The following is an 18073-nucleotide window of genomic DNA, read 5'->3' on the forward strand; positions in this document are numbered from 1 at the left end:
TTCCGACAGGGGGTGCCGCCCACGGGCGTTTCACGGGTTCGTCTCAGGGCCTGGGGAGTAGTAGGAGCCGACGGCGGGCTGCCCCGTGTAGTTCGGCCCCGCCCCCGGATCGGCGCCGAGGTACCGGAACGGCAGCCGTACGTCCCGCCCGCCTTCGAGGCCGATCCGGTGATGCCGGGCGCTGTACCGGAACCCGGCCGCCCGCAGCGCCGCCACGACCGCCCGCCCGGCGGCCGATCCGTCGGCCAGGCGCACCGACTCCGGGTCGAAGTGCGCGAGCAGCAGCCCGTCGGGGGCGAGCCAGGACGCGGCCCGCGCGAGCAGCCCGAGCTGGTCACCGACGTAGTGCAGGCCGTGCACGCAGGTGACGAGGTCGTACGTCCGGGTCGGCGTCCAGGCCGAGACGGAGGCGATGATCTCCTCCACGGCGGGCGGCGCCGGTATCGGGACGAGCGGTCCCACCAGGTCGACGCCGGTGAGGACCGCGTCGGCGGGCAGGACGGCGGCGGCCTCGCGCAGGGCGCGCCCCTCGCCGCTGCACAGGTCCAGCCAGGAGGGGGCGGCGGGGCGCGACGAGAGGTGGGCGAGGGGGCTGAGGCCCAACTCACGGGCGTAGCTGTTCACTCCGGCGAGGCCGCGCTCGCGGTTCATCGTGTTGTTGGCGACGACGGCGGACCGTTCCAGCTCGGGTGCGGTGAGCAGCGGGGGCGGTGTGGGCATGCGGCCATCTTCGGGGATGGCGGACTTCCCGGGGATGGCGGAATTCCTTCGGGACGGCGGACTTCCTCCGGGGCGAGGGCACGTGGCCGGGGTCACAGGGACTCGTACGGAAGCTGCGGGAATTCGATGACGGGGCGGGTAGTTGTTGAAGGTGCAGTACTTATGCGTATGCACATACCGATCGGTTTCCCCTCCGTTCCGTCTCCCGAGGAGTTCCCCCGCGTGACCGCCACCACCGCCGAGGCCGCTTCCCGCGCCGCCCAGATCCTCTCGCGTCCGACCTCGATCAACGGTCTGACCGTCCCGAACCGCATCGTGATGGCGCCGATGACCCGCATGTTCTCCCCGGGCGGCATCCCCGGCGAGGACGTCGCGTCGTACTACTCCCGCCGTGCCGCCGCGGGCGTCGGTCTGATCGTCACCGAGGGCACGTACGTCGGCCACGACTCGGCCGGCAACAGCGACCGCGTACCGCGCTTCCACGGCGAGGAGCAGCTCGCGGGCTGGGCCAAGGTTGCCGAGGACGTGCACGCGGCCGGCGGCACGATCGTCCCGCAGTTGTGGCACATCGGCATGGTGCGTGAGCAGGGGCAGGCGCCGTACGCCGACGCCCCCGCCGTCGGCCCCTCCGGCCTGGTGAGCTCGGGCGCCGAACCGACCGGCAAGGCGATGACGCAGGCGGACGTGGACGACGTCGTCAACGCGTTCGCCGAGGCCGCTGCCGCTGCCGAGCGCATCGGCTTCGACGGCGTGGAGATCCACGGCGCCCACGGCTACCTGCTCGACCAGTTCCTGTGGGCGGGCACGAATCGCCGTACGGATGCGTATGGCGGTGACGCCGTCGCCCGCGCCAACTTCTCGGCCGAGATCGTCGCGGCGGTCCGCGAGTCGGTGTCCGCCGACTTCCCGATCCTCTTCCGCTACTCGCAGTGGAAGCAGCAGGAGTACACCGCGCGGCTCGCCGAGACCCCCGAGGAGCTGGAGGCGATCCTCAGCCCGCTGGCCGCCGCCGGCGTCGATGCCTTCCACGCCTCTACGCGGCGTTACTGGCTCCCCGAGTTCGAGGGCTCCGACCTCAACCTCGCCGGCTGGACGAAGAAGCTCACCGGCAAGCCGGTCATCACCGTCGGCTCGGTCGGCCTCGACGGTGACTTCCTCAAGGGCTTCCAGGGCGAGGGGGCCCCGGTCAAGGGCATCGACAATCTCCTCGACCGCCTGGAGGCCGAGGAGTTCGACATGGTCGCGGTCGGTCGCGCGCTGCTGCAGGATCCTGAGTGGGCGGCGAAGGTTCTTGCTGACCGGTACTCGGAGCTGAAGCCTTACGATGCGGCGGCGCTTCAGTCGCTGAGCTGACGTCTGTTGAGCGGTGCGGGTCGGTGGGGGTTCGCGGCCCTGGGGGCTGCGCCCCCAGACCCCCCATCGGCCTTCGGCCTCGTCCTCAAACGCCGGACGGGCTGAAAAGAACGACCGGACGGGCTGAAGATAACGACAGGACGGGCTGAAAAGAACGACCCGGCGGGCCGAAAATGAGTGCATGACCAACGCCTCCGCCCGCATTGCCACTGCCGCCGACATCGACTCCATCGTCTCCGCCTTCACCAGTGCCTTCTTTCATGATCCGGTGTGGGGCCCCGCGTTTCCGGACGAGCGGCGGCGGGCGGCTCAGGCCGCGGTTATGTGGCGGGTTTATGCGACCTCCGCCCTGCGCTACCCGTGGACGCTGGTGACACCCGGCGCCGAAGCCGCCGCCATCTGGATTCCTCCGAACGGTGTCGAGTTGACGTCGGAGGAGGCGGACGGGCTGGAGGGTTTGCTGGCCGAGGCCACCACCCCCGACACGGCTCGGGCGATCATGAGTATCGGGGAGCAGTTCGAGGCCGCGCATCCCAGTGAGCCGTTCTTCTACCTGACCATCCTGGGTACCCACACCGATCACCGGGGCAAGGGGCTCGGCATGGCGCTGCTCGCCGAGAGCCTGGCCCGTATCGACGCTCTCGGTGCTCCCGCCTATCTGGAGTCGACCAACGCCGCCAACCTCAAGCGGTACGAGAGTGTCGGGTTCGCCGTTCGTGACGAGATCACCATCCCGACGGGGCAGGTGGTCACGACGATGTGGCGGCCGGCCGCCTGACACTCTGGTTGCGGAGGTCAACTCCGGCTAGCGTGCTGGCACATGAGGATCCTGCAGCTCTCCGACACCCATCTGGAGCGCACCGACGCCCCCAACAGGCACGGCGTCAACGCGACCGACTCCTTGCGCCTCATGCTCGCCCAACTGCGCCACCAGCGGGGCGTGGACGCGATCGTCGTCACCGGTGACATCGCCAACGACGGGGCGGTGGAGGCGTACACGACCGCACGAGGGCTGCTGGGCGAGTTCGCGCTGTCGTTGGACGCGCCCGTCTTCTACACGACCGGCAACCACGACGAGCGCGAGGCCTTCGGGAAGGTGCTGGGCAGCGGGCATGTCGCGGTGGACGGTACCGAGCGGGCGGAGGCGGTCATCGAGTCCCCGGCGGGGGAGCGGGCCGCCGTGAGCACGGTGGACGGGTGGCGCTTCGTCACGTTGGACTCGCTGGTGCCGGGCAAGGTGCACGGGTGGCTGGGTGCGGAGCAACTGGCCTGGCTGCGGGGCGTGTTGGCGACGCCCGCGCCGAAGGGGACGGTTCTTGCACTCCACCATCCGCCGATCGCGCTGGACGTGGAGACGCAGCGGGTCTTCGGCCTCCGCAATCCGTCGGCGCTGGCGGAGGTGGTCCGGGGGAGCGATGTGAGGGTCGTCCTCACCGGGCACTTCCACGTCCAGCTCTTCGGCCTGCTGGAGGCGATCCCGGTGTGGGTCACGCCGGGCGTGGTCAACCGCATCGACCTGACGACACCGCCCGGCACGGAGCGTGCGGTGCGCGGGGCCTCGGCCTCGCTGGTGGAGCTGGGCGACGGTACGGCGGGGCCGATGTTCCACACCTTCCACGCACGTGACCCGCGGGCCCACGAGACGGTGTACGAGATCGACGAGCAGCAGACGCGGGCCCTGATCGAGCGGCACGGTTAGGGCCTCTGTGCCGGACAGGCCCCAATCCGCCAGGAGGAGTCGACGATGACGACAGTCGTGCGCACCGCGGCCGGTGCGGTGCGTGGGCGCCGGGAGGACGGGCTGACGGTGTTCCGCGGCATACCGTTCGCCGAACCGCCCGTGGGAGAGGCCCGGTTCGGGGCGCCGCGTCCCGTGCGCGCCTGGGAGGGGACCCGGGAGGCGTACGCGTTCGGTCCGCCGCCACCGCAGGAGGAGTTCGGCGTCCAGGGCCGTACGGGTGTGCTGAACGTTCCCGAGGGCGATGACTGGCTGACCGTCAACGTGTGGACGCCGGAGGCCGATTCGGGCGCGCGTCGACCGGTCATGGTGTGGATCTACGGCGGCGCGTACAAGCTCGGCCACTCCGGCAGCCCCGGCTACGACGCCCAACGGATCGCCCGTGACGGCGACTTGGTCGTCGTGACGCTCAACTACCGGGTCGGCATCGAGGGGTTCGCGCGGATCGACGGAGCGCCCGCCAACCGGGGGCTGCTGGATCAGGTCGCCGCGCTGGAGTGGGTGCGGGACAACATCGCGGCGTTCGGCGGCGATCCCGCGCAGGTGACGGTCTTCGGTGAGTCGGCCGGTGCGGGGTCGGTGGCCTCGCTGCTGGCCATGCCGAGCGCGCGAGGGCTCTTCCGGCGGGCGATCGCGCAGAGCGTGCCGGGCACCTTCTTCTCGGACGAGTTGGCCCGCGACATCGCGTCCGCCATCGCCAAGGAGGCGGGGCTGCGGCCGACGGCGGCCGATCTCGCCGGTGTCGATCCCCGTCGACTGACCTCGGCGGGCGAGGCGTTGGGCGCGAAGATGCGGTCGTACGGGGACCGTTGGGGTCAGGTGGCTCCCACGGCCACGCCCTTCTCGCCGGTCGTCGACGGCGAGGTGCTGCCGTGCACTCCCTGGCAGGCGCTGGCGGCGGGCGCGGCGCGGGACGTGGACCTTCTCGTCGGGCACAACCGGGACGAGTTCCGGCTGTTCCTCGTCCTCGGCGGGCTGCTGGGGAAGATCGGGGAGGAGCAGGCGGCCGGGGCGCTGCGGACGTTCGCGCCGGGGCCGGACGGGGAGCGGGCGTATCGCGCCGCCTTTCCCGACGCCACGCCGGGTGAGCTGTTCGAACGCGTCCAGACCGACTGGCTGTTCAACATGCCCTCACTGCACCTGGCCGAGGCCCAGCTCGCGGGAGGCGGTCGCGCTCACGTCTACGAGCTGACCTGGCCGGCTCCGGGAGCCGGCGGCGTGCTCGGCGCGTGCCACGGGCTGGACATCCCGCTGCTCTTCGGCACGTTCGAGGCGGACCTGGGGAATCTGCTGTTCGCGGGGAGTGGGGTTCCGGCGGAGGCGGAGGAGCTGTCGGCCCGTTTCCGGGCGTCGTGGACGGCCTTTGCGAGGACGGGGGATCCGGGCTGGCCGGCGTATGAGGACGCGGACGAGGCACGGCTCGTACGGGTGATGGACGTCGAGTCGGTCGTCACGGCCTACCCGGAGGAGACGTCCCGTGGCCTGTGGGTTGGGCACGAGTTCCAGGCTTTGCCGCTGCTCAAGTAGGGGCCGGGGTTACAAGTTCCCCAGCGGCTCGATGTCGACCTTCACCGGCGTGCCCCAGACGCGCAGCACCTCGTAGTCGGTGAACTCGTGCACGAGCCGGTACGCCATGGCGGCGCGGGGGCCGCGGCGCTGGGCGGCGATGTACAGCTCGGCCTCGCGCCGGTCCCGGCGCGGGGTGCCGCACAGCTGCCACGTCTGCCCGTTCCACAGCTCCGGCAGCCAGCGCTGCTGGGGCTGCGGGCGGTCGGCGCTGACGCCGTAGCGGGAGGGCGCGGTCTCGGTGGCGCTCGGGGGCACGGGACCGCCGTTGTACTCGACGCGGCGGGCCGCCCGGCGGCGGGTCTCGCAGAGCAGGCACAGGTCCTGGGCGTTCTCGTCGACCGGCCCGTTCGGGTGCTCGGGGCAGCGGGTGGTGGGTGCGGCGCCGGTGACGCTGTCCTGGAGGAGGTCGAGGGCGCGCTTCAGGTCGGCCTTGACCTCGTGGAGCTTGCCGTCGGGAGTGTTGCCGGTGAGGGCGTCACCGTGCTCGCCGAGGAGGCGGAGGGCGCGGCCTAGGGCGGTCAGCTGGGCGTGGTTCATGGGTATCAGTCTGCGTAGTCCTTGAGCTTCTCGGTGTCCAGGGTGATGTTCACGGGGGAGGGGATCTCTACGATGGCTCCCCACGGGTAGGACGGGGACTGCTGGTAGCGGCCGTCCTTGGGCTCGCTGTACACGGTGACCGTGTCGTTGTCGCGGTCGATGAGGAGGTAGACGGGGATGTCGGCCTCCGCGTAACCGACGGGCTTGTCGACGCGGTCGCGCTGGTCGGTGTCGCGGTCGCGGGAGGTGATCTCCACGGCCATGAGGGCGCCGTCGGTTTCGGACCAGTTGCCGTGTCCCCTGAAATGGCCCACGGGCGCGAGGAAACCGTCCGTGATGGCACGGCCCTTGCGGTAATTCTCGGCCTTGACGCCTCGCTCGGGCATGAGGTTCAGCTCCGGGCGCTGCTGCATGCACTGACGTAGCAGCCACATGAAGATTTCGCCGTGGTTGCCGTCCGGCATGGCCTTGACTACTACCCTTCCGCTGATGTACTCAAGCCGCACTGTTTCGGGCGCTGCCTCGGCCAGCTCCTCGAATTCGTCAACGTCGAGCGGCCCGTGGCGGATGCACAGCCTCCCGCCGAGGAACTCCAGCCTGTTGCGCAGCTCCCTCGGAGCCCTGCGGACGAGTTCCTCGAAGTCCTCGACGGACATCTGCGGGTGCTCAGCGGTGTCAGGGGTCATGGCGTCGCCTCCTTCCTCCCATCGTGCCCTGGAGTGGTGACGTCGGACCGTGGGAGCCGTCATGCGAGTGTCCTTTCGTGTCGTCGTTGATCCATTGCGGCACGGATCTCCGCCGCGCGGGTGTGCACTGCGGAGGCTTGCAGAGGCGCGTGGTCGCGACTGAGGGCGCGTTCGCCTCGGCATGCGCCGCAGATTCCGCCAGGCAGGGCCTCCGGACGACCCGGGCCGCCGCATTTCGCGCACTCCAGGACGCGGAGGGGCGGACGCGTCTCTCGTACGGGTTCGGGCGGGAGCTTGCTGGTCAGGCGGGCGCGGACCAGGGACGCCGGATGGTGGACCGGGGTCGGCAGACCGTCGGTCAGAGCGCGGACCACGCCGTCGTCGGTGGCGCCCCGCGCGAACCACTCCGTCAGCAGGGGAGCGAGCGTCACGCAGTCGGCCTGCGAGAGCGACAGGGCGGGGGCCGTACGGCCGAGGGCGGCGAGCAGGATGTGGGCGCGGGTGCGGGTGGGTCGGGCTCGTTCCGGGGGTTCCTCCGGGACGTCGCCGCGGGTGAAGGTCGCCCACCAGTCGTCGTCGCGCGCCGTGCGGGTGAACCACGTTCGGGTGATCCATCGGGGGCTCTTCGAGTCCGCCAGGTGTTCGCGGCCCCGGCGCAAGTGCCCTGTCCGTTGGAGGTTGTTGAGGGCTGTGCGGAGGGCGCACTGTCCGTACGGCAGCGTCTTGGCCAGCGTCTTTACGGAGATGTCGGCGCCTTCGGGGAGGCGGTCGATGTACGCGGCGATGGCGGCTTCGCGGGGTGGGAGGTGCGCGAAGTCGTGTGCGGTGCGGGGAAGTTGGTCAGGAGCGGTGCGCTTGCCGTAGCCGGGATTGGCCATGGGGTGCGGGAGCGCGTGCGCGGGCAGGAAGGCAGGACTAAGCTTGGCGTCAGCCATTGAATCGACTCGCGTTCGATCTTGATGGTCAAGCCCCCGCAGGTGTTGCTAGCGCCTGGCGGGGGCTGTTCGTTATGCGGGCACGCTAGACGATCGTCACTGTGCGTGGCAAGCCGAACGCGTCAAGTCAACTCGCCGGGTGGGAGGGTGGGTTGAGGCCCTCCAACCGTTCCTTGAAAAGAGGGCTCGGGGCTGGGGGCTTGAGCTTCGGCAAGGTCATGACGGGGCAACACCTCATCAGGAAACCTGGGAGGCGTTGTGCGCGAGCGTGACAAGGCGCTGGCCATGGGGGCGAACGCCGGCTACGGCCGCTATGTGAGGGTCGCCTGCCCTGCCTATTCGCACGCCTGGCTCTTCTTCGGGCCCCTGGGCGGGTTCATGGCATGGGGCACCACGGTCGATCTGATGCACACCTTCCGCGGGAAGGGTGGCTTGTGGCACGGCTGGTTCGCCCCTTTCAGCGGGCTCATGGCCGTGTTTCTGATCGGCTGCTGTTTCGTGTCCCGGTACGAGCGGCGCACGGGCGGCCCCACCCCCCGGCTGTACTGCTTCCAGCTCGGCGTCGTGGTGGCCACCCGCGACGTCCTGCGGGCCCATCGCTGGACCGAACTCACCCTTCACCGCATGAAATGGCGGAGCGGGAGCGGAGAGAGCGCCGACTGGGGAACGCGAGTCACCGTGACGGCGCGGGACGGCAGCGTGGTCGTCGTGTTCCCGGGGAACGAGCCGGACGGCGCCGGTTGCTGGGAGATGTCGAAGCTCCACGAGGCGGCGATGCGCGGACCCGGGGAACCCAGGCCCACGAAGCCGTGACGGTCACGTCATCGACTGTCCGTCGCCTTCACGTCCTCGACGAACGCCGACCATGCCTCCGGCCGGAACGCGAGCTTCGGGCCGCGGGGGTTTTTGGAGTCGCGGACGGGGGTGAGGGCGGGCGGGAGTGGGAGTGTCCGCCGGAGGCGGTGGGACCCGCGCCACCGGACGACGTGCTGCGGGCGCGCGTTCGCAAAGCCAACCGGGAAGGCCGCCTGCCCTGCTGAACTGACCCCATGAAGATCCTCACGCCCCGCGTCCTCCAGGCCCTGGAACGCTTCAACGCCGCCCACCCCTGGGACCACAACGCCCACTACCACCCTTGGCTGCTACGGCAGTTGCCCCGCCGGTTCGGCCGTGCGCTCGACGTCGGCTGTGGGAGCGGTGATCTGGTGCGGCTGCTCGCGGGGCGGGCGGACGAGGTGGAGGGGATCGATTCCGACCCGGGGATCGTCGCGCGGGCACGGGAGTCGACCGGCGACCGGTACAGCCACGTCACCTTCTCCGTCGCCGACGCGCCGGACGGGCTGCCCCCGGGGCCGTACGACGTCATCACCTGTGTCGCCGTGCTCCACCACCTGCCGCTCGCCGAGACCCTCACCCGCTTCCGGCAGCAACTGGCGCCCGGTGGCACGCTGGTGGTCGTCGGGCTCGCCCGTGAGGAGACGTTCGTCGACTTTCTGCTGGGCTACGCCTCGGTTCCTCTCAACGCCGCCACGGGGTGGGTGAAGCACCGGGGGCGTACGGCGCCGCGGCCCGCCTCCATGACCGCCGTGACGCGGCCCGCGGACGCCACGTTCGCCGAGATCGGGCGCGAGGCCCGGAGCCTTCTCCCCGGAGCCCGGCTCCGGCGGCGGCTGTTGTGGCGGTACACGCTGGTGTGGGCGGCACCCGGAGCCCGCTGACCTCAGCGGGCCGCCGCTGCCAGTGCCGCTCGCAGATGGCCGTCGGAGTCGTCCAGGAGGCGGGCCGCGGTCGGGCCGTCGACGTCGGCCAGGAGGGCCAGGATGGCGTTCTTCACCTCGCCGTCGGTGGCCGTAAGGGCCCGCTCGATCTCCTCGTCCGACGCGCCCGTGGCGAGGGCGACGATACGGCGGGAACGGGCGCGCAGCTTCTCGTTCGAGGCGCGCACGTCGACCATCAGGTTCCCGTAGGTCTTGCCCAGACGGATCATCGTGATCGTCGAGAGCATGTTGAGGACGAGCTTCTGTGCCGTGCCCGCCTTGAGCCGGGTGGAGCCGGTGAGGAGTTCGGGGCCGACGACGACCTCGATGCCGTGTTCGGCGGCCGCGGCGAGCGCGCTGTCGGCGTTGCAGGCGAGGCCGACGGTCAACGCTCCCAGCCCGCGCGCGTGTTCCACGGCGGCGATCGCGTACGGGGTGCGACCGGAGGCGGAGATGCCGACCACGGTGTCGGCGGCGATGAGGCGCAGGGCGTCGAGGTCGCTGCGGGCGAGCTCGGCGGAGTCCTCGGCGCCCTCGACGGAGGTGATCATGGCGCCGGGGCCGCCCGCGATCAGGCCCACGACCTGCTCCGGGTCGGTGTTGAAGGTCGGCGGGCACTCGGAGGCGTCCAGCACGCCGAGTCGCCCGGGGGTCCCGGCACCGGCGTAGATCAACCGCCCTCCCCGCGCCATGCGTTCGGCCACGGCGTCGATGGCGGCGGCGATCTCGGGGAGGCGTTCGACGACGGCGGCGGGGACGGTGGCGTCCTCGCCGTTCATCAGCCGGGCGATGTCGAGGGTGGGGAGTTGATCGATGTCCGCGAGTTCGGGCCGGAAGGCCTCGGTGGTCAGCGATTCCAACTCGGCGCGGAGTTCACGGGGGTTGGAGGTTGAGGTCATGGGGGGTCGGCTCTTTCGACGTACGGTTCGGTGAGGGTTTCTTCAGGGGCGCGGGTCTGTGTCCCTGTGCGGCTCCGCCGCGTGGCGCGACCAGCCACGACGGACCCGCAGACACCCGCGACCCTTGGTCCAGCAGGGCCCTAGCGCCTGTGCCGGTGCGCCAATGCCTCGTAGGAAGCGGCCAGCGCCGGCGCCGCCGTCTCATAGGTCCGCTGCGCCACCCCCACGAACAGACAGTCCACGACGAGCAGTTGACTGGTCCGCGAGGACATGGCCGCCGGCCGCAACTCGCTCTCCCGAGCGGTGGACGTCGTCAGCACATGGTCGGCGTACTGGGTGACCGCCCCGTCCGGGCGCCCGGTGATCGCCACCGTCGACGCCCCGTGCTCGAAGGCGACCCGCAGCGGCTCGATGACGTCCCCGGTCGACCCGGAGTGCGTGATCGCGATGGCGAGATCACCCCCGCGCAACTGCACGGCGTTGGTCACGGCGAGGTGCGGGTCGCTGTGCGCCTGGGCTATGAGCCCGATGCGCAGCAGCTTCTGCGCGAGGTCCTGGGCGACGAGTCCGGACGCCCCCACGCCGTACACGTCGATACGGCGAGCGGTGGCGGCCGCGGACACGGCGGCCCCCAACTGCACCGTGTCGAGCCCGGCCGCGGTGTCCGCGAGGGTCTGCTGCTCGTCGTAGGCGAGTTTGGCGACCACGTCGGCGATGGGGTCGTCCACCGCTATGTCGGTCGTGATGGCGGGCGCCCGCCCGGACTGCTGCTGGGCGGCCAGCCCGGCGAGGGCGAGGCGCAGATCCCGGTACCCGGGATAGCCGAGCAGCCGGGCCGTGCGGACGACGGTCGCCTCGCTGGTGCCGGTGAGCTCGGCGAGACCGGTGACCGTGAGGGCCGCGCAGCCGGCCGGATCGCCGGCGACGGCCTCGGCGACCCGCTGCATGGAACGGGTCATGGAGGGGGCGAGGGTCCGCACCTTGGCGGCGAGGGCGGCCGGCGCGGGGGGCGCGGGCGCCTGACTGCTCGGCATCGCGAAAATTTCCTTCACTTTCTGGGTCACATATGAAAGATATTTTCGGCTCGGTCTCGCGGTCAAGAGTGCGCACAATGGGGGCATGCACCCCATCAGCCCCCTGGAGCAGGCGTTGCACGCGGCACGCGCCCTCGTGCTCGCCGACCTGGCCGCGGGCGAGGTCGCCGCGGCGGACGTGGTGTCCATGGTCGAGGAATCCGTCGTACAGCGGCGCTGGTGGGTCGAGCAGTGGCCGGACGGAGTGGAGTACGTCGCAGGGCTGGTCGCGCAGGACGTCCAGGACGCCCTGCTGGAGGCGTACGGACGCTGGCCCCTGTGCCCGGTCTGCGGCGGGGGCGATCCGCACGCCCTGGACGTCGAGCCGGAACTCGGCCCCGACCCGCACTGGGTCTGCCACAAGGCGGGCGTGAAGGTGGCGGCGCTGGGGGCGTTGGGGCGGGCCACGGGCGGGATGTCGTCGTCATGAGGCTCGTGAGACTCCGAACAAAGCCCGTGAGACTCCGAACGAAGCCCGTGAGACTCCGAACGAAGCCCGTGGGGCTCCGCATGACGCTCGTGAGGCTCCCGTGACGATCTACATCGATCCACCCACCTGGCCGGGCCACGGCAGGATGTGGTCCCACCTGGTCAGCGACCTCTCGTTCGAGGAACTGCACACGTTCGCCGAGCAGTTGGGCGTGCCGGGGCGCGCCTTCGAGCGCGACCACTACGACATCCCCTCCCACCGGTACGCGGACGCGGTGCGCGCCGGCGCGGTGGAGGTCAGCAGCCGCGAGGTGGTGCGGCTGCTGACGGGGGCGGGGTTGCGGCGGCCGAAGGGGCGGGCTCAGCGCCCCAGTTCGTAGGCGAGCCCCTCCTCGTCCTCGCTCACCTTCCTGAAGCCCGCGCGGGTGACCACCGCCTGGGAGGGGAGGTTGTCCCGGTCGATCGTCGCGAAGAGGGTGCGGACGTCGTCGCGTGCGAGGGCCCACTGGGACAGTGCGCGCAGTGCCTCGGTCGCGTAGCCGTTGCCGCGGGCGCTCTCGACGAGGTCGTAGCCGATCTCGGTGCGGCCCTCCTCGTCCGGGACGCCGTGGAAGCCCATGCCACCGACCGCCCGGCCGTCCTCGCGCCGGACGAGGGCGAACACGCCGAACTCCGGTCGGTGCACGCCCCCTTCGTACGCCTTCAGCAGGAAGCTCGACGCCTCCCGTGTGCCGTCGAACGGGCCGCCCTCGGTCCACTCGAAGCCGCCGTCGCCGCCGGCCACCAGGTCGCGGGCGGCCGCGGGTGTGATGCCCTGCAGGGTGAGGCGGGCGGCGGGGATGACGAGGTTGTTGTGCCAGCGCCACTCGGTGACCGGGGCCCGGCCGGGAAGTTCGCCGCGGCCGGTGGCCCACAGGAAGGTGCGCCAATAATCGGGGCCCGGCTGCACGTGCGGGAAGATCTGGGTGAGGACGAACTCGGGCAGTGCGGCGGGCGGTTCGTACGGCAGGCCCAGGCCCTCGGCGATGTCGTGCGTGTGGGCGAGGATCTCGGCGATGCCCATCGCGGCGAAGCCCTCGCGGTTCGCGCTGCGGAAGGGGTACGGGTGGAAGCCCCGGGCCTCGCGGGGGGCGGTGCGGACGGCTGCGGCGAGCAGCGCGCCGGTCGCCTCGATCACGTGCACCAGGTCCGCGTTGCCGGTGCCCTCGTCGAGGGTGATCTCGAAGGGGACGTAGTCGTCCTGGGCGCGTCCGGCCAGGTTGGCGGCGTACGCGATGAGGTCCTCGGCGATGTGGAACGCCGTCGTGTGGCAACTCCACTCCACCCGGCCGGCGTTGACCGCCGCCCAGTCCCGGTCCAGTGCCGTCCGCAGCAGCGCCGCACAGCTCTCGACGGCCTCGCTGACTCGTTCCCCGCCCCATGCACGCATGGCTCGCAGACTATGTGGCCGGGTCCGTCGGAAGCGACAGCATTTCCAGCTCGGAGCCGATGTTGTAGCGCGCCGTCGCCTCCCACTCCGTCTGCCCGTACGGCGTCCTGAACAGCCTTGGCAGATCGAGGAGTTGGCGCAGGATCACGGAGCGGCCGTCGCGGAAGGCGTCGTTCGGGACGAAGTGGTACTCCTCGCGGACGGCTGCCGTGTAGCCGGCGTACGCGGACGGGGGCGCGGCGAGGATCGCGAGGTCGGCGTCGCACAGGACCTGGCCGTCGCGGTCGTCGTCGGACGGGTCGTGGGTGACGGTGAGGCGGACCAGGCGGGCGACCTCGGCGGTCCCGGCGTCCGGCACCCCGGCCTCGGTCAGGGCCCGTTCGGCCAGCCGGGCCGAGCGCTCCTCGTTCTCGGAGCGGTCGGGGAGGTAGACCGCGTCGTGGAACCAGGCGGCGAGGCGGACGAGGTCCGGTTCGGCCGCGTACTTCTCCAGTACGTCGATGTGGTCGAGGACCGCCGTGAGGTGCGTGAGCGTGTGGTAGTGGCGCTGCGGTTCCTGCCAGCGGGCGAGGAGGTTGTCGGCGTACGGGGCCGGGTCGGGGCCGGCGGCGGGGGGCCGGGCTCCTTCCAGGGCGTGGGTCCAGCGGGTGCGCAGGGCGTCGAGATCGGCCATGCGTGCATTCTCCCGCGATCCGCGGGCGGGGCCCTAGCGTGGGATCCATGACTGATCTACATGCCGAACTGCGGGATCCCGAGCTGCCCGGGCGGCTGCTGACCGGCGAGCGGGACGCCCTGGTACCGCTGCTGCGGTCCCGCCCCGACGCGGACTTCGCGCTGCCGACCGCCGGGTGTCCCGGCTGGACCGTCCGGGACGTGCTCGCGCACTGTTCGTCCGCGCTGATGCGGGTGGTGGAGAGCCGGTACGAGAAGGGGGTCTTCTCGCCCGAGTCGAACGACCGCGACATCGCCGAGCGCGCCGACTGGACGAACGCGCAGGTCGTCGACGAGCTGGAGCGCGGGATGACCGAGGCCGGGCCGGTGATCGCCAAGGCGGGCGGTGTGCTGGACATGGTCGCGCTGGGCGAGTGGGTGCACGCCGGCGACGTACGCGAGGTCTTCGGGGAGCCGGGGGCGTACGCGGGCGCCGGGCTCCCGGACGCGCTCACTCTCCTCGCGCGGATCACCCGGGAGAAGGGCCACGTGCCGCTGCACGCCGACCTCGACGAGGTGGACGAGCCGCTGCGGCTGGGCGAGGCGAGCGGTGAGCGGACGCCGGCCCGTTTCATCGGGGACGCCGCCACGCTCGTACGGCTGTATTCGGGGCGTCCCGTGGAAGAAGCCGGTGCGTACGAGCTCGCGGGGGCGGATGTCGGGGAGCTGAACATCTTCGGGTGACGGGAGCCGGACATCTGCGGATGACGGGGGGTGATCTCGCGGCCCTCCGCCCTCCCGTCGTACCCTGAGATTGGACTAGACCTGTAGCCGCTCCAGGGAGCACAGACGGAAGGGGTCCTATGAGCACGCGTGCAGTCCTGGAGGTGATCGCCCTCGGTGTCGAGGACGCGGTCGCCGCCCAGGCCGGAGGCGCGGACCGCCTAGAGCTGGTCACCGACATGGCGGCGGACGGACTGACCCCGCCGGTCGAGACCTTCGCCGGGATCCGGGCGGCCGTCGACATCGACCTGCGCGTGATGCTGCGGCTGGCGGACGGATTCGCCGCCGGGGATGCCGAGGATGTCGCGCGGCTGGTCAGGACCGCCCGGGCGATGCGGGCCGCCGGGGCCGACGAGTTCGTGCTCGGGTTCCTCGACGCGGACGGGGGCGTCGACCTGGCCGCCGTCGAGCGGCTGGTGGCGGAGCTGGACGGCTGCCGCTGGACGTTCCACCGGGCGATCGACCGGGCCGCGGACCGGGACGCGCTGCGCAAGCAGCTGGACGGTCTGCCGGGGCTGGACGCGTACCTCACGGCCGGTTCGCCCACCGGGGTGGACGACGGTCTCCCCACGCTGCTCGCCGAGGCGGCGCGGCACGGGGAGCCCGGGTACGAGCCGCAGATCATGGTCGGCGGCGGGCTGCGACTGGAGCACGTGCCGGGGCTGAAGGCCGCCGGGGTCGGCGCCTTTCACATCGGAGGGGCCGCCAGGCCGGGCGGCTGGGGCGAGCCCGTGTCGGTGGCGGCCGTGGGGGAGTGGCGGGGGGCGCTGGACGGGGAGTGAGGCGGCGTCGGATCCGCGGTGCGGGAGGGCGCTTCGGCGGGTGACGGTGCGGCGGCCGGCGCCCGCGTCGTCACCGCCGCCACCCCGGTGGCCACCACGGCGACCCCGCCCCGACCAGCAGGAACCACCAGTCCCCGAACAGTGCCAGGACCAGGCCGCCCGTGCCGCCCGCCGCTGCTCAAGTCCCTTCCGGACAGGCCCTAGGCGATCTGGGGCGGCAGCGGGGCCGCGTGCGTCACGATCAGGCCCGAGACCGCTCGGGTCAGGGCCACGTACAGGCGGCGCAGGCCCGTGCGCTCGTCCGGTTCGCCGTCGACCACGGCCCGCGGTTCGTCGAGGACCACGTAGTCGTACTCCAGGCCCTTGGCGAGGGATGCCGGGACCAGGGTCAGGCGCGTGCTGTGGGTGGTTTCCTCGCCCGGGGCGAGATGGCCGATCCCTGCCGCCGACAGCGCCTCGGCGAGTGCCGGGATGCGGGCGTCCGCCGCGATGAGGCCCGTCGAGCCCTCGTTGCGGAGCAACTCCTCGCAGGCGGCGACCACTTCGGCGGTGTCGGTGATCGGGCGCAGGTCGAAGAAGCCCGGGTTCTCGCGGACCGAGGCGACCGGGGTCAGGCCGGGTGCGATGTGCGGGAGCAGGCGGGAGGCGTAGGTGATGACGTCCGTCGGGACGCGGAAACCGGCCGTCAGTTCCTCGATGACCCCGTCGGTCTTGCCGAGGTGGGTGAGGGCCTCGTCCCAACTCCTCGTCGCCCAGGGGGTGGTGCCCTGCGCCAGGTCGCCGAGGACCGTCGCCGAACCGGTGGTGCAGCGGCGGCCGACCGCGCGGTACTGCATGGGCGACAGGTCCTGCGCCTCGTCCAGGACCACATGGCCCAGGGAGTGCGTGCGCTGCACCAGGTCCGTCGTCTCGTCGATCAGCACCGCGTCCGCGGGCGCCCACTTGGCGGACTTCACCGATCGCACGGGCTTCGCCCAGAGGATCGTCTTCTGCTCGTCCTCGGTGAGGACCCCGTCCGCGTGCACGGCGAGGAAGTCCGCGTCCGTGAGCAGGCGCAGGACCAGTTTCGCGGGGTCGACCGGCGGCCACATCTGTTTGACGGCCGCCTTCACCGCCGCGTTGCGGGCCACCGCGTCCTGCACCCGGTCGTCCGGCGCCTCGCCCGACCGCTCCATCTGCACCAGTACGGCGTGCGCGATGCGCTGCGGGAGGGCCTCGCGGGCGGCGCCGTAGCGGATGCCGCGTTCCAGCAACTCCCGGACGATGCCCTCGAGTTCGTACGCAGGCACCCGCCAGCGGCGCGAGCCGCGCACGACGACGACCTGCTCGGTCGGCAGGGTGACATGGGACTGGACGGCCTTGCGCAGGACCTCCGCCATCCTCGCGTCGCCCTTGATGATCGCGGCCGGCGCGTCGTCGGTCCCCCTGACCTCCACGTGGGCGACCAGGTCGTCGACGGTGGCCTGCTTGACCGTCAACTCGCCCAGTGCGGGGAGCACTTGCTCGATGTAGTGCAGGAAGGACTTGTTCGGCCCGATGACGAGGGTGCCGGTGCGGGCCAGCCGCTCGCGGTGGGCGTACAGGAGATACGCGACGCGGTGCAGGCCGACGGCGGTCTTTCCGGTGCCGGGGCCTCCCTGCACGCACACCGTCCCGCCCAGCCCGCTTCGTACGATCTCGTCCTGCTCGGGCTGGATGGTCGCGACGATGTCGCGCATCGGGCCGACGCGCGGGCGCTCGATCTCCTGCTGGAGGAGTTTGCTGGTGCGGGTCGCCTCGGCCGGGTCGGAGAGGTGCTCGTCCTCGTACGCCGTGAGGTCGCCGCCGGTGTACCCGAAGCGGCGGCGCAGCCCGACGTCCAGCGGGTCCTTCTTGGACGCCCGGTAGAACGGCTGCGAGACCGGCGCACGCCAGTCGATGACCATCGGGTCGCCGTCGTGGTCGTGCACGTGCCGGCGCCCGATGTAGAAGCGCTCGCCTCCCGCGCCCTCGGCCCGGTCGGCGCCCGGTGCGTGCAGGTAGTCGAGGCGGCCGAAGAACAGCGGGGTGTCGCTGAGGTCGGCCAGCGCCTTGATGCGCTCGTCGATCTGGCGGGCCAGGACCTCGGCGTTGACCCAGTTGGCGGTGACGTCCTTGATGTCGAGGGACTCGACGTCCTCACGCATGGCGCGCAGGGCGGCTCGGGAGTCGGCGAGGTGGGTGCGTTCGCGCGCGAGGGGGTCGTCGTCGACGTGCGTGGACAAGGGGGTGCCTCCGAAGGCCTGCGGTGTGGGTGTCGCGGGGTTGCGGTATGCCGACCGGTTTCCGTCCGGACGGCGGCGCTCCATGGAGGGAGGCGGGCAAGAGCGGAGATTGTAGGTCAGCGGCCGAGAGGGAGGCCAACGGTTTTTCCGACCCCTAGGGGATGTCCCCCTCATACCCGGGAGGGAGGGCCAGGCCCGAAGTCGTACGCGGCGGCGACGGAGTTTCGGTCCGCAGGCCGATGCCGGTCTTATGTGCTAAGAGCCACCATGGATACATGAGCGCAGCAACCTTCACCCCAGGCCATGGCCCGGGCCGGCCGGGCGGTGCCACGGCCGTCGCGGGCAGCCACCCCCACCGTCTCGGCGACGCCCTGCGTGCGATCAAGGTCTTCGCGGGCGCGGCCTTCAGCGTCGTCGTACTCGGCGAGTACGGCGAGGAAGCGGGCGTACGTCGTAAGTGACCGGATCCGGGCCAGCCCCGGGCCGAGT

21 protein-coding genes are annotated in these 18073 nt (G+C 71.6%); 11 read left to right on the forward strand and 10 right to left on the reverse strand.

The annotated features are described in order from the left end of the window. Positions 1 to 30: 30 nt before the first annotated feature. Positions 31 to 720: a class I SAM-dependent methyltransferase gene (locus OG303_RS27510; RefSeq protein WP_405871636.1), complete on the reverse strand. Its 690-nt coding sequence runs from the start codon at positions 718 to 720 to the stop codon at positions 31 to 33. A 222-nt stretch (positions 721 to 942) separates the two neighbouring features. Between OG303_RS27510 and OG303_RS27515 the strand changes: the two genes are divergently transcribed. From OG303_RS27515 to OG303_RS27530, 4 genes are all read left to right on the forward strand, one after another. Continuing rightward, positions 943 to 2073 (forward strand): NADH:flavin oxidoreductase, encoded by a 1131-nt coding sequence (locus tag OG303_RS27515; protein ID WP_405871637.1) that lies wholly within the window; start codon positions 943 to 945, stop codon positions 2071 to 2073. Between the two features lie 181 nt (positions 2074 to 2254). Then, a complete protein-coding gene (locus OG303_RS27520; protein WP_405871639.1) occupies positions 2255 to 2851 on the forward strand; it encodes a GNAT family N-acetyltransferase in 597 nt (198 codons plus the stop codon). Between the two features lie 42 nt (positions 2852 to 2893). Then, the gene (locus OG303_RS27525) at positions 2894 to 3772 is read left to right on the forward strand and encodes a metallophosphoesterase (protein WP_405871640.1); all 879 of its coding nucleotides are present in this window, start codon (positions 2894 to 2896) and stop codon (positions 3770 to 3772) included. A 45-nt stretch (positions 3773 to 3817) separates the two neighbouring features. Continuing rightward, positions 3818 to 5338 carry a carboxylesterase/lipase family protein gene (locus tag OG303_RS27530; protein ID WP_405871641.1) on the forward strand — a complete coding sequence of 507 codons (1521 nt, stop codon included), beginning with the start codon at positions 3818 to 3820 and terminating at the stop codon, positions 5336 to 5338. Positions 5339 to 5347: 9 nt separating this feature from the next. Here OG303_RS27530 and OG303_RS27535 read toward each other — a convergent pair whose 3' ends face one another. Genes OG303_RS27535 through OG303_RS27545 form a run of 3 tightly spaced genes read right to left on the reverse strand, consistent with a single transcriptional unit; the run spans position 5348 to position 7538 of the window. After that, positions 5348 to 5917, reverse strand: a complete 570-nt coding sequence (locus OG303_RS27535; protein ID WP_405871642.1) for a hypothetical protein — start codon at positions 5915 to 5917, stop codon at positions 5348 to 5350. A gap of 5 nt (positions 5918 to 5922) precedes the next feature. Further along, complete coding sequence (locus OG303_RS27540) at positions 5923 to 6603, reverse strand: Uma2 family endonuclease (RefSeq protein WP_405871643.1); 681 nt, start codon at positions 6601 to 6603, stop codon at positions 5923 to 5925. A 59-nt stretch (positions 6604 to 6662) separates the two neighbouring features. After that, positions 6663 to 7538, reverse strand: a complete 876-nt coding sequence (locus OG303_RS27545) for a hypothetical protein (protein WP_405871644.1) — start codon at positions 7536 to 7538, stop codon at positions 6663 to 6665. Between the two features lie 258 nt (positions 7539 to 7796). On the opposite strand from OG303_RS27545, the gene OG303_RS27550 reads away from it, so the two are divergent. Continuing rightward, entirely contained in the window at positions 7797 to 8351 is a 555-nt protein-coding gene (locus tag OG303_RS27550; RefSeq protein ID WP_405871646.1) for a hypothetical protein, read from the forward strand. Positions 8352 to 8359: 8 nt separating this feature from the next. Here OG303_RS27550 and OG303_RS27555 read toward each other — a convergent pair whose 3' ends face one another. After that, entirely contained in the window at positions 8360 to 8671 is a 312-nt protein-coding gene (locus tag OG303_RS27555; protein ID WP_405871647.1) for a DUF397 domain-containing protein, read from the reverse strand. Between OG303_RS27555 and OG303_RS27560 the strand changes: the two genes are divergently transcribed. Continuing rightward, positions 8588 to 9256, forward strand: coding sequence for a class I SAM-dependent methyltransferase (locus OG303_RS27560; RefSeq protein ID WP_405871648.1), 669 nt, complete (start codon positions 8588 to 8590; stop codon positions 9254 to 9256). The genes OG303_RS27555 and OG303_RS27560 overlap by 84 nt on opposite strands. A gap of 2 nt (positions 9257 to 9258) precedes the next feature. Here the strand turns inward: OG303_RS27560 and murQ are convergent, their stop codons facing one another. Beyond that, the gene (gene murQ, locus OG303_RS27565; protein WP_405871649.1) at positions 9259 to 10194 is read right to left on the reverse strand and encodes an N-acetylmuramic acid 6-phosphate etherase; all 936 of its coding nucleotides are present in this window, start codon (positions 10192 to 10194) and stop codon (positions 9259 to 9261) included. A gap of 140 nt (positions 10195 to 10334) precedes the next feature. Beyond that, positions 10335 to 11258 carry a MurR/RpiR family transcriptional regulator gene (locus OG303_RS27570; protein WP_405871651.1) on the reverse strand — a complete coding sequence of 308 codons (924 nt, stop codon included), beginning with the start codon at positions 11256 to 11258 and terminating at the stop codon, positions 10335 to 10337. A 55-nt stretch (positions 11259 to 11313) separates the two neighbouring features. Here OG303_RS27570 and OG303_RS27575 point away from each other — a divergent pair, with 55 nt between their 5' ends. Continuing rightward, positions 11314 to 11697 (forward strand): hypothetical protein, encoded by a 384-nt coding sequence (locus OG303_RS27575; protein ID WP_405871652.1) that lies wholly within the window; start codon positions 11314 to 11316, stop codon positions 11695 to 11697. Positions 11698 to 11797: 100 nt separating this feature from the next. After that, positions 11798 to 12076, forward strand: a complete 279-nt coding sequence (locus OG303_RS27580; RefSeq protein WP_405871653.1) for a DUF4031 domain-containing protein — start codon at positions 11798 to 11800, stop codon at positions 12074 to 12076. On the opposite strand, the gene OG303_RS27585 is transcribed toward OG303_RS27580, so the two are convergent. Both OG303_RS27585 and OG303_RS27590 read right to left on the reverse strand, forming a co-directional pair. After that, positions 12058 to 13125 (reverse strand): GNAT family N-acetyltransferase, encoded by a 1068-nt coding sequence (locus OG303_RS27585; RefSeq protein WP_405871654.1) that lies wholly within the window; start codon positions 13123 to 13125, stop codon positions 12058 to 12060. The genes OG303_RS27580 and OG303_RS27585 overlap by 19 nt on opposite strands. Before the next feature lie 10 nt (positions 13126 to 13135). Further along, positions 13136 to 13798 (reverse strand): hypothetical protein, encoded by a 663-nt coding sequence (locus tag OG303_RS27590; RefSeq protein WP_405871655.1) that lies wholly within the window; start codon positions 13796 to 13798, stop codon positions 13136 to 13138. Positions 13799 to 13845: 47 nt separating this feature from the next. On the opposite strand from OG303_RS27590, the gene OG303_RS27595 reads away from it, so the two are divergent. Then, on the forward strand, positions 13846 to 14520 hold the full coding sequence (locus OG303_RS27595; protein WP_405871656.1) for a maleylpyruvate isomerase family mycothiol-dependent enzyme: 675 nt from the start codon (positions 13846 to 13848) through the stop codon (positions 14518 to 14520). A 119-nt stretch (positions 14521 to 14639) separates the two neighbouring features. Beyond that, complete coding sequence (locus tag OG303_RS27600; RefSeq protein ID WP_405871657.1) at positions 14640 to 15341, forward strand: copper homeostasis protein CutC; 702 nt, start codon at positions 14640 to 14642, stop codon at positions 15339 to 15341. Positions 15342 to 15541: 200 nt separating this feature from the next. On the opposite strand, the gene OG303_RS27605 is transcribed toward OG303_RS27600, so the two are convergent. Continuing rightward, the gene (locus tag OG303_RS27605; protein WP_405871658.1) at positions 15542 to 17668 is read right to left on the reverse strand and encodes a HelD family protein; all 2127 of its coding nucleotides are present in this window, start codon (positions 17666 to 17668) and stop codon (positions 15542 to 15544) included. 191 nt (positions 17669 to 17859) lie between these two features. Between OG303_RS27605 and OG303_RS27610 the strand changes: the two genes are divergently transcribed. After that, on the forward strand, positions 17860 to 18045 hold the full coding sequence (locus OG303_RS27610; protein ID WP_405871659.1) for a hypothetical protein: 186 nt from the start codon (positions 17860 to 17862) through the stop codon (positions 18043 to 18045). The last annotated feature ends 28 nt before the right edge of the window (positions 18046 to 18073 follow it).

It is taken from the genome of Streptomyces sp. NBC_00005, assembly GCF_045160215.1.
In the GTDB taxonomy this organism is placed as follows: domain Bacteria; phylum Actinomycetota; class Actinomycetes; order Streptomycetales; family Streptomycetaceae; genus Streptomyces.

Excerpts from the sequence above, each read along its gene's own strand:
- OG303_RS27510 (WP_405871636.1), bottom strand. The coding sequence starts at position 720 with ATGCCCACACCGCCCCCGCTGCTCACCGCACCCGAGCTGGAACGGTCC.
- OG303_RS27520 (WP_405871639.1), top strand. The coding sequence starts at position 2,255 with ATGACCAACGCCTCCGCCCGCATTGCCACTGCCGCCGACATCGACTCC.
- OG303_RS27525 (WP_405871640.1), top strand. The coding sequence starts at position 2,894 with ATGAGGATCCTGCAGCTCTCCGACACCCATCTGGAGCGCACCGACGCC.
- OG303_RS27530 (WP_405871641.1), top strand. The coding sequence starts at position 3,818 with ATGACGACAGTCGTGCGCACCGCGGCCGGTGCGGTGCGTGGGCGCCGG.
- OG303_RS27535 (WP_405871642.1), bottom strand. The coding sequence starts at position 5,917 with ATGAACCACGCCCAGCTGACCGCCCTAGGCCGCGCCCTCCGCCTCCTC.
- OG303_RS27540 (WP_405871643.1), bottom strand. The coding sequence starts at position 6,603 with ATGACCCCTGACACCGCTGAGCACCCGCAGATGTCCGTCGAGGACTTC.
- OG303_RS27545 (WP_405871644.1), bottom strand. The coding sequence starts at position 7,538 with ATGGCTGACGCCAAGCTTAGTCCTGCCTTCCTGCCCGCGCACGCGCTC.
- OG303_RS27560 (WP_405871648.1), top strand. The coding sequence starts at position 8,588 with ATGAAGATCCTCACGCCCCGCGTCCTCCAGGCCCTGGAACGCTTCAAC.
- murQ (WP_405871649.1), bottom strand. The coding sequence starts at position 10,194 with ATGACCTCAACCTCCAACCCCCGTGAACTCCGCGCCGAGTTGGAATCG.
- OG303_RS27575 (WP_405871652.1), top strand. The coding sequence starts at position 11,314 with ATGCACCCCATCAGCCCCCTGGAGCAGGCGTTGCACGCGGCACGCGCC.
- OG303_RS27585 (WP_405871654.1), bottom strand. The coding sequence starts at position 13,125 with ATGCGTGCATGGGGCGGGGAACGAGTCAGCGAGGCCGTCGAGAGCTGT.
- OG303_RS27590 (WP_405871655.1), bottom strand. The coding sequence starts at position 13,798 with ATGGCCGATCTCGACGCCCTGCGCACCCGCTGGACCCACGCCCTGGAA.
- OG303_RS27595 (WP_405871656.1), top strand. The coding sequence starts at position 13,846 with ATGACTGATCTACATGCCGAACTGCGGGATCCCGAGCTGCCCGGGCGG.
- OG303_RS27600 (WP_405871657.1), top strand. The coding sequence starts at position 14,640 with ATGAGCACGCGTGCAGTCCTGGAGGTGATCGCCCTCGGTGTCGAGGAC.
- OG303_RS27605 (WP_405871658.1), bottom strand. The coding sequence starts at position 17,668 with ATGGAGCGCCGCCGTCCGGACGGAAACCGGTCGGCATACCGCAACCCC.
- OG303_RS27610 (WP_405871659.1), top strand. The coding sequence starts at position 17,860 with ATGAGCGCAGCAACCTTCACCCCAGGCCATGGCCCGGGCCGGCCGGGC.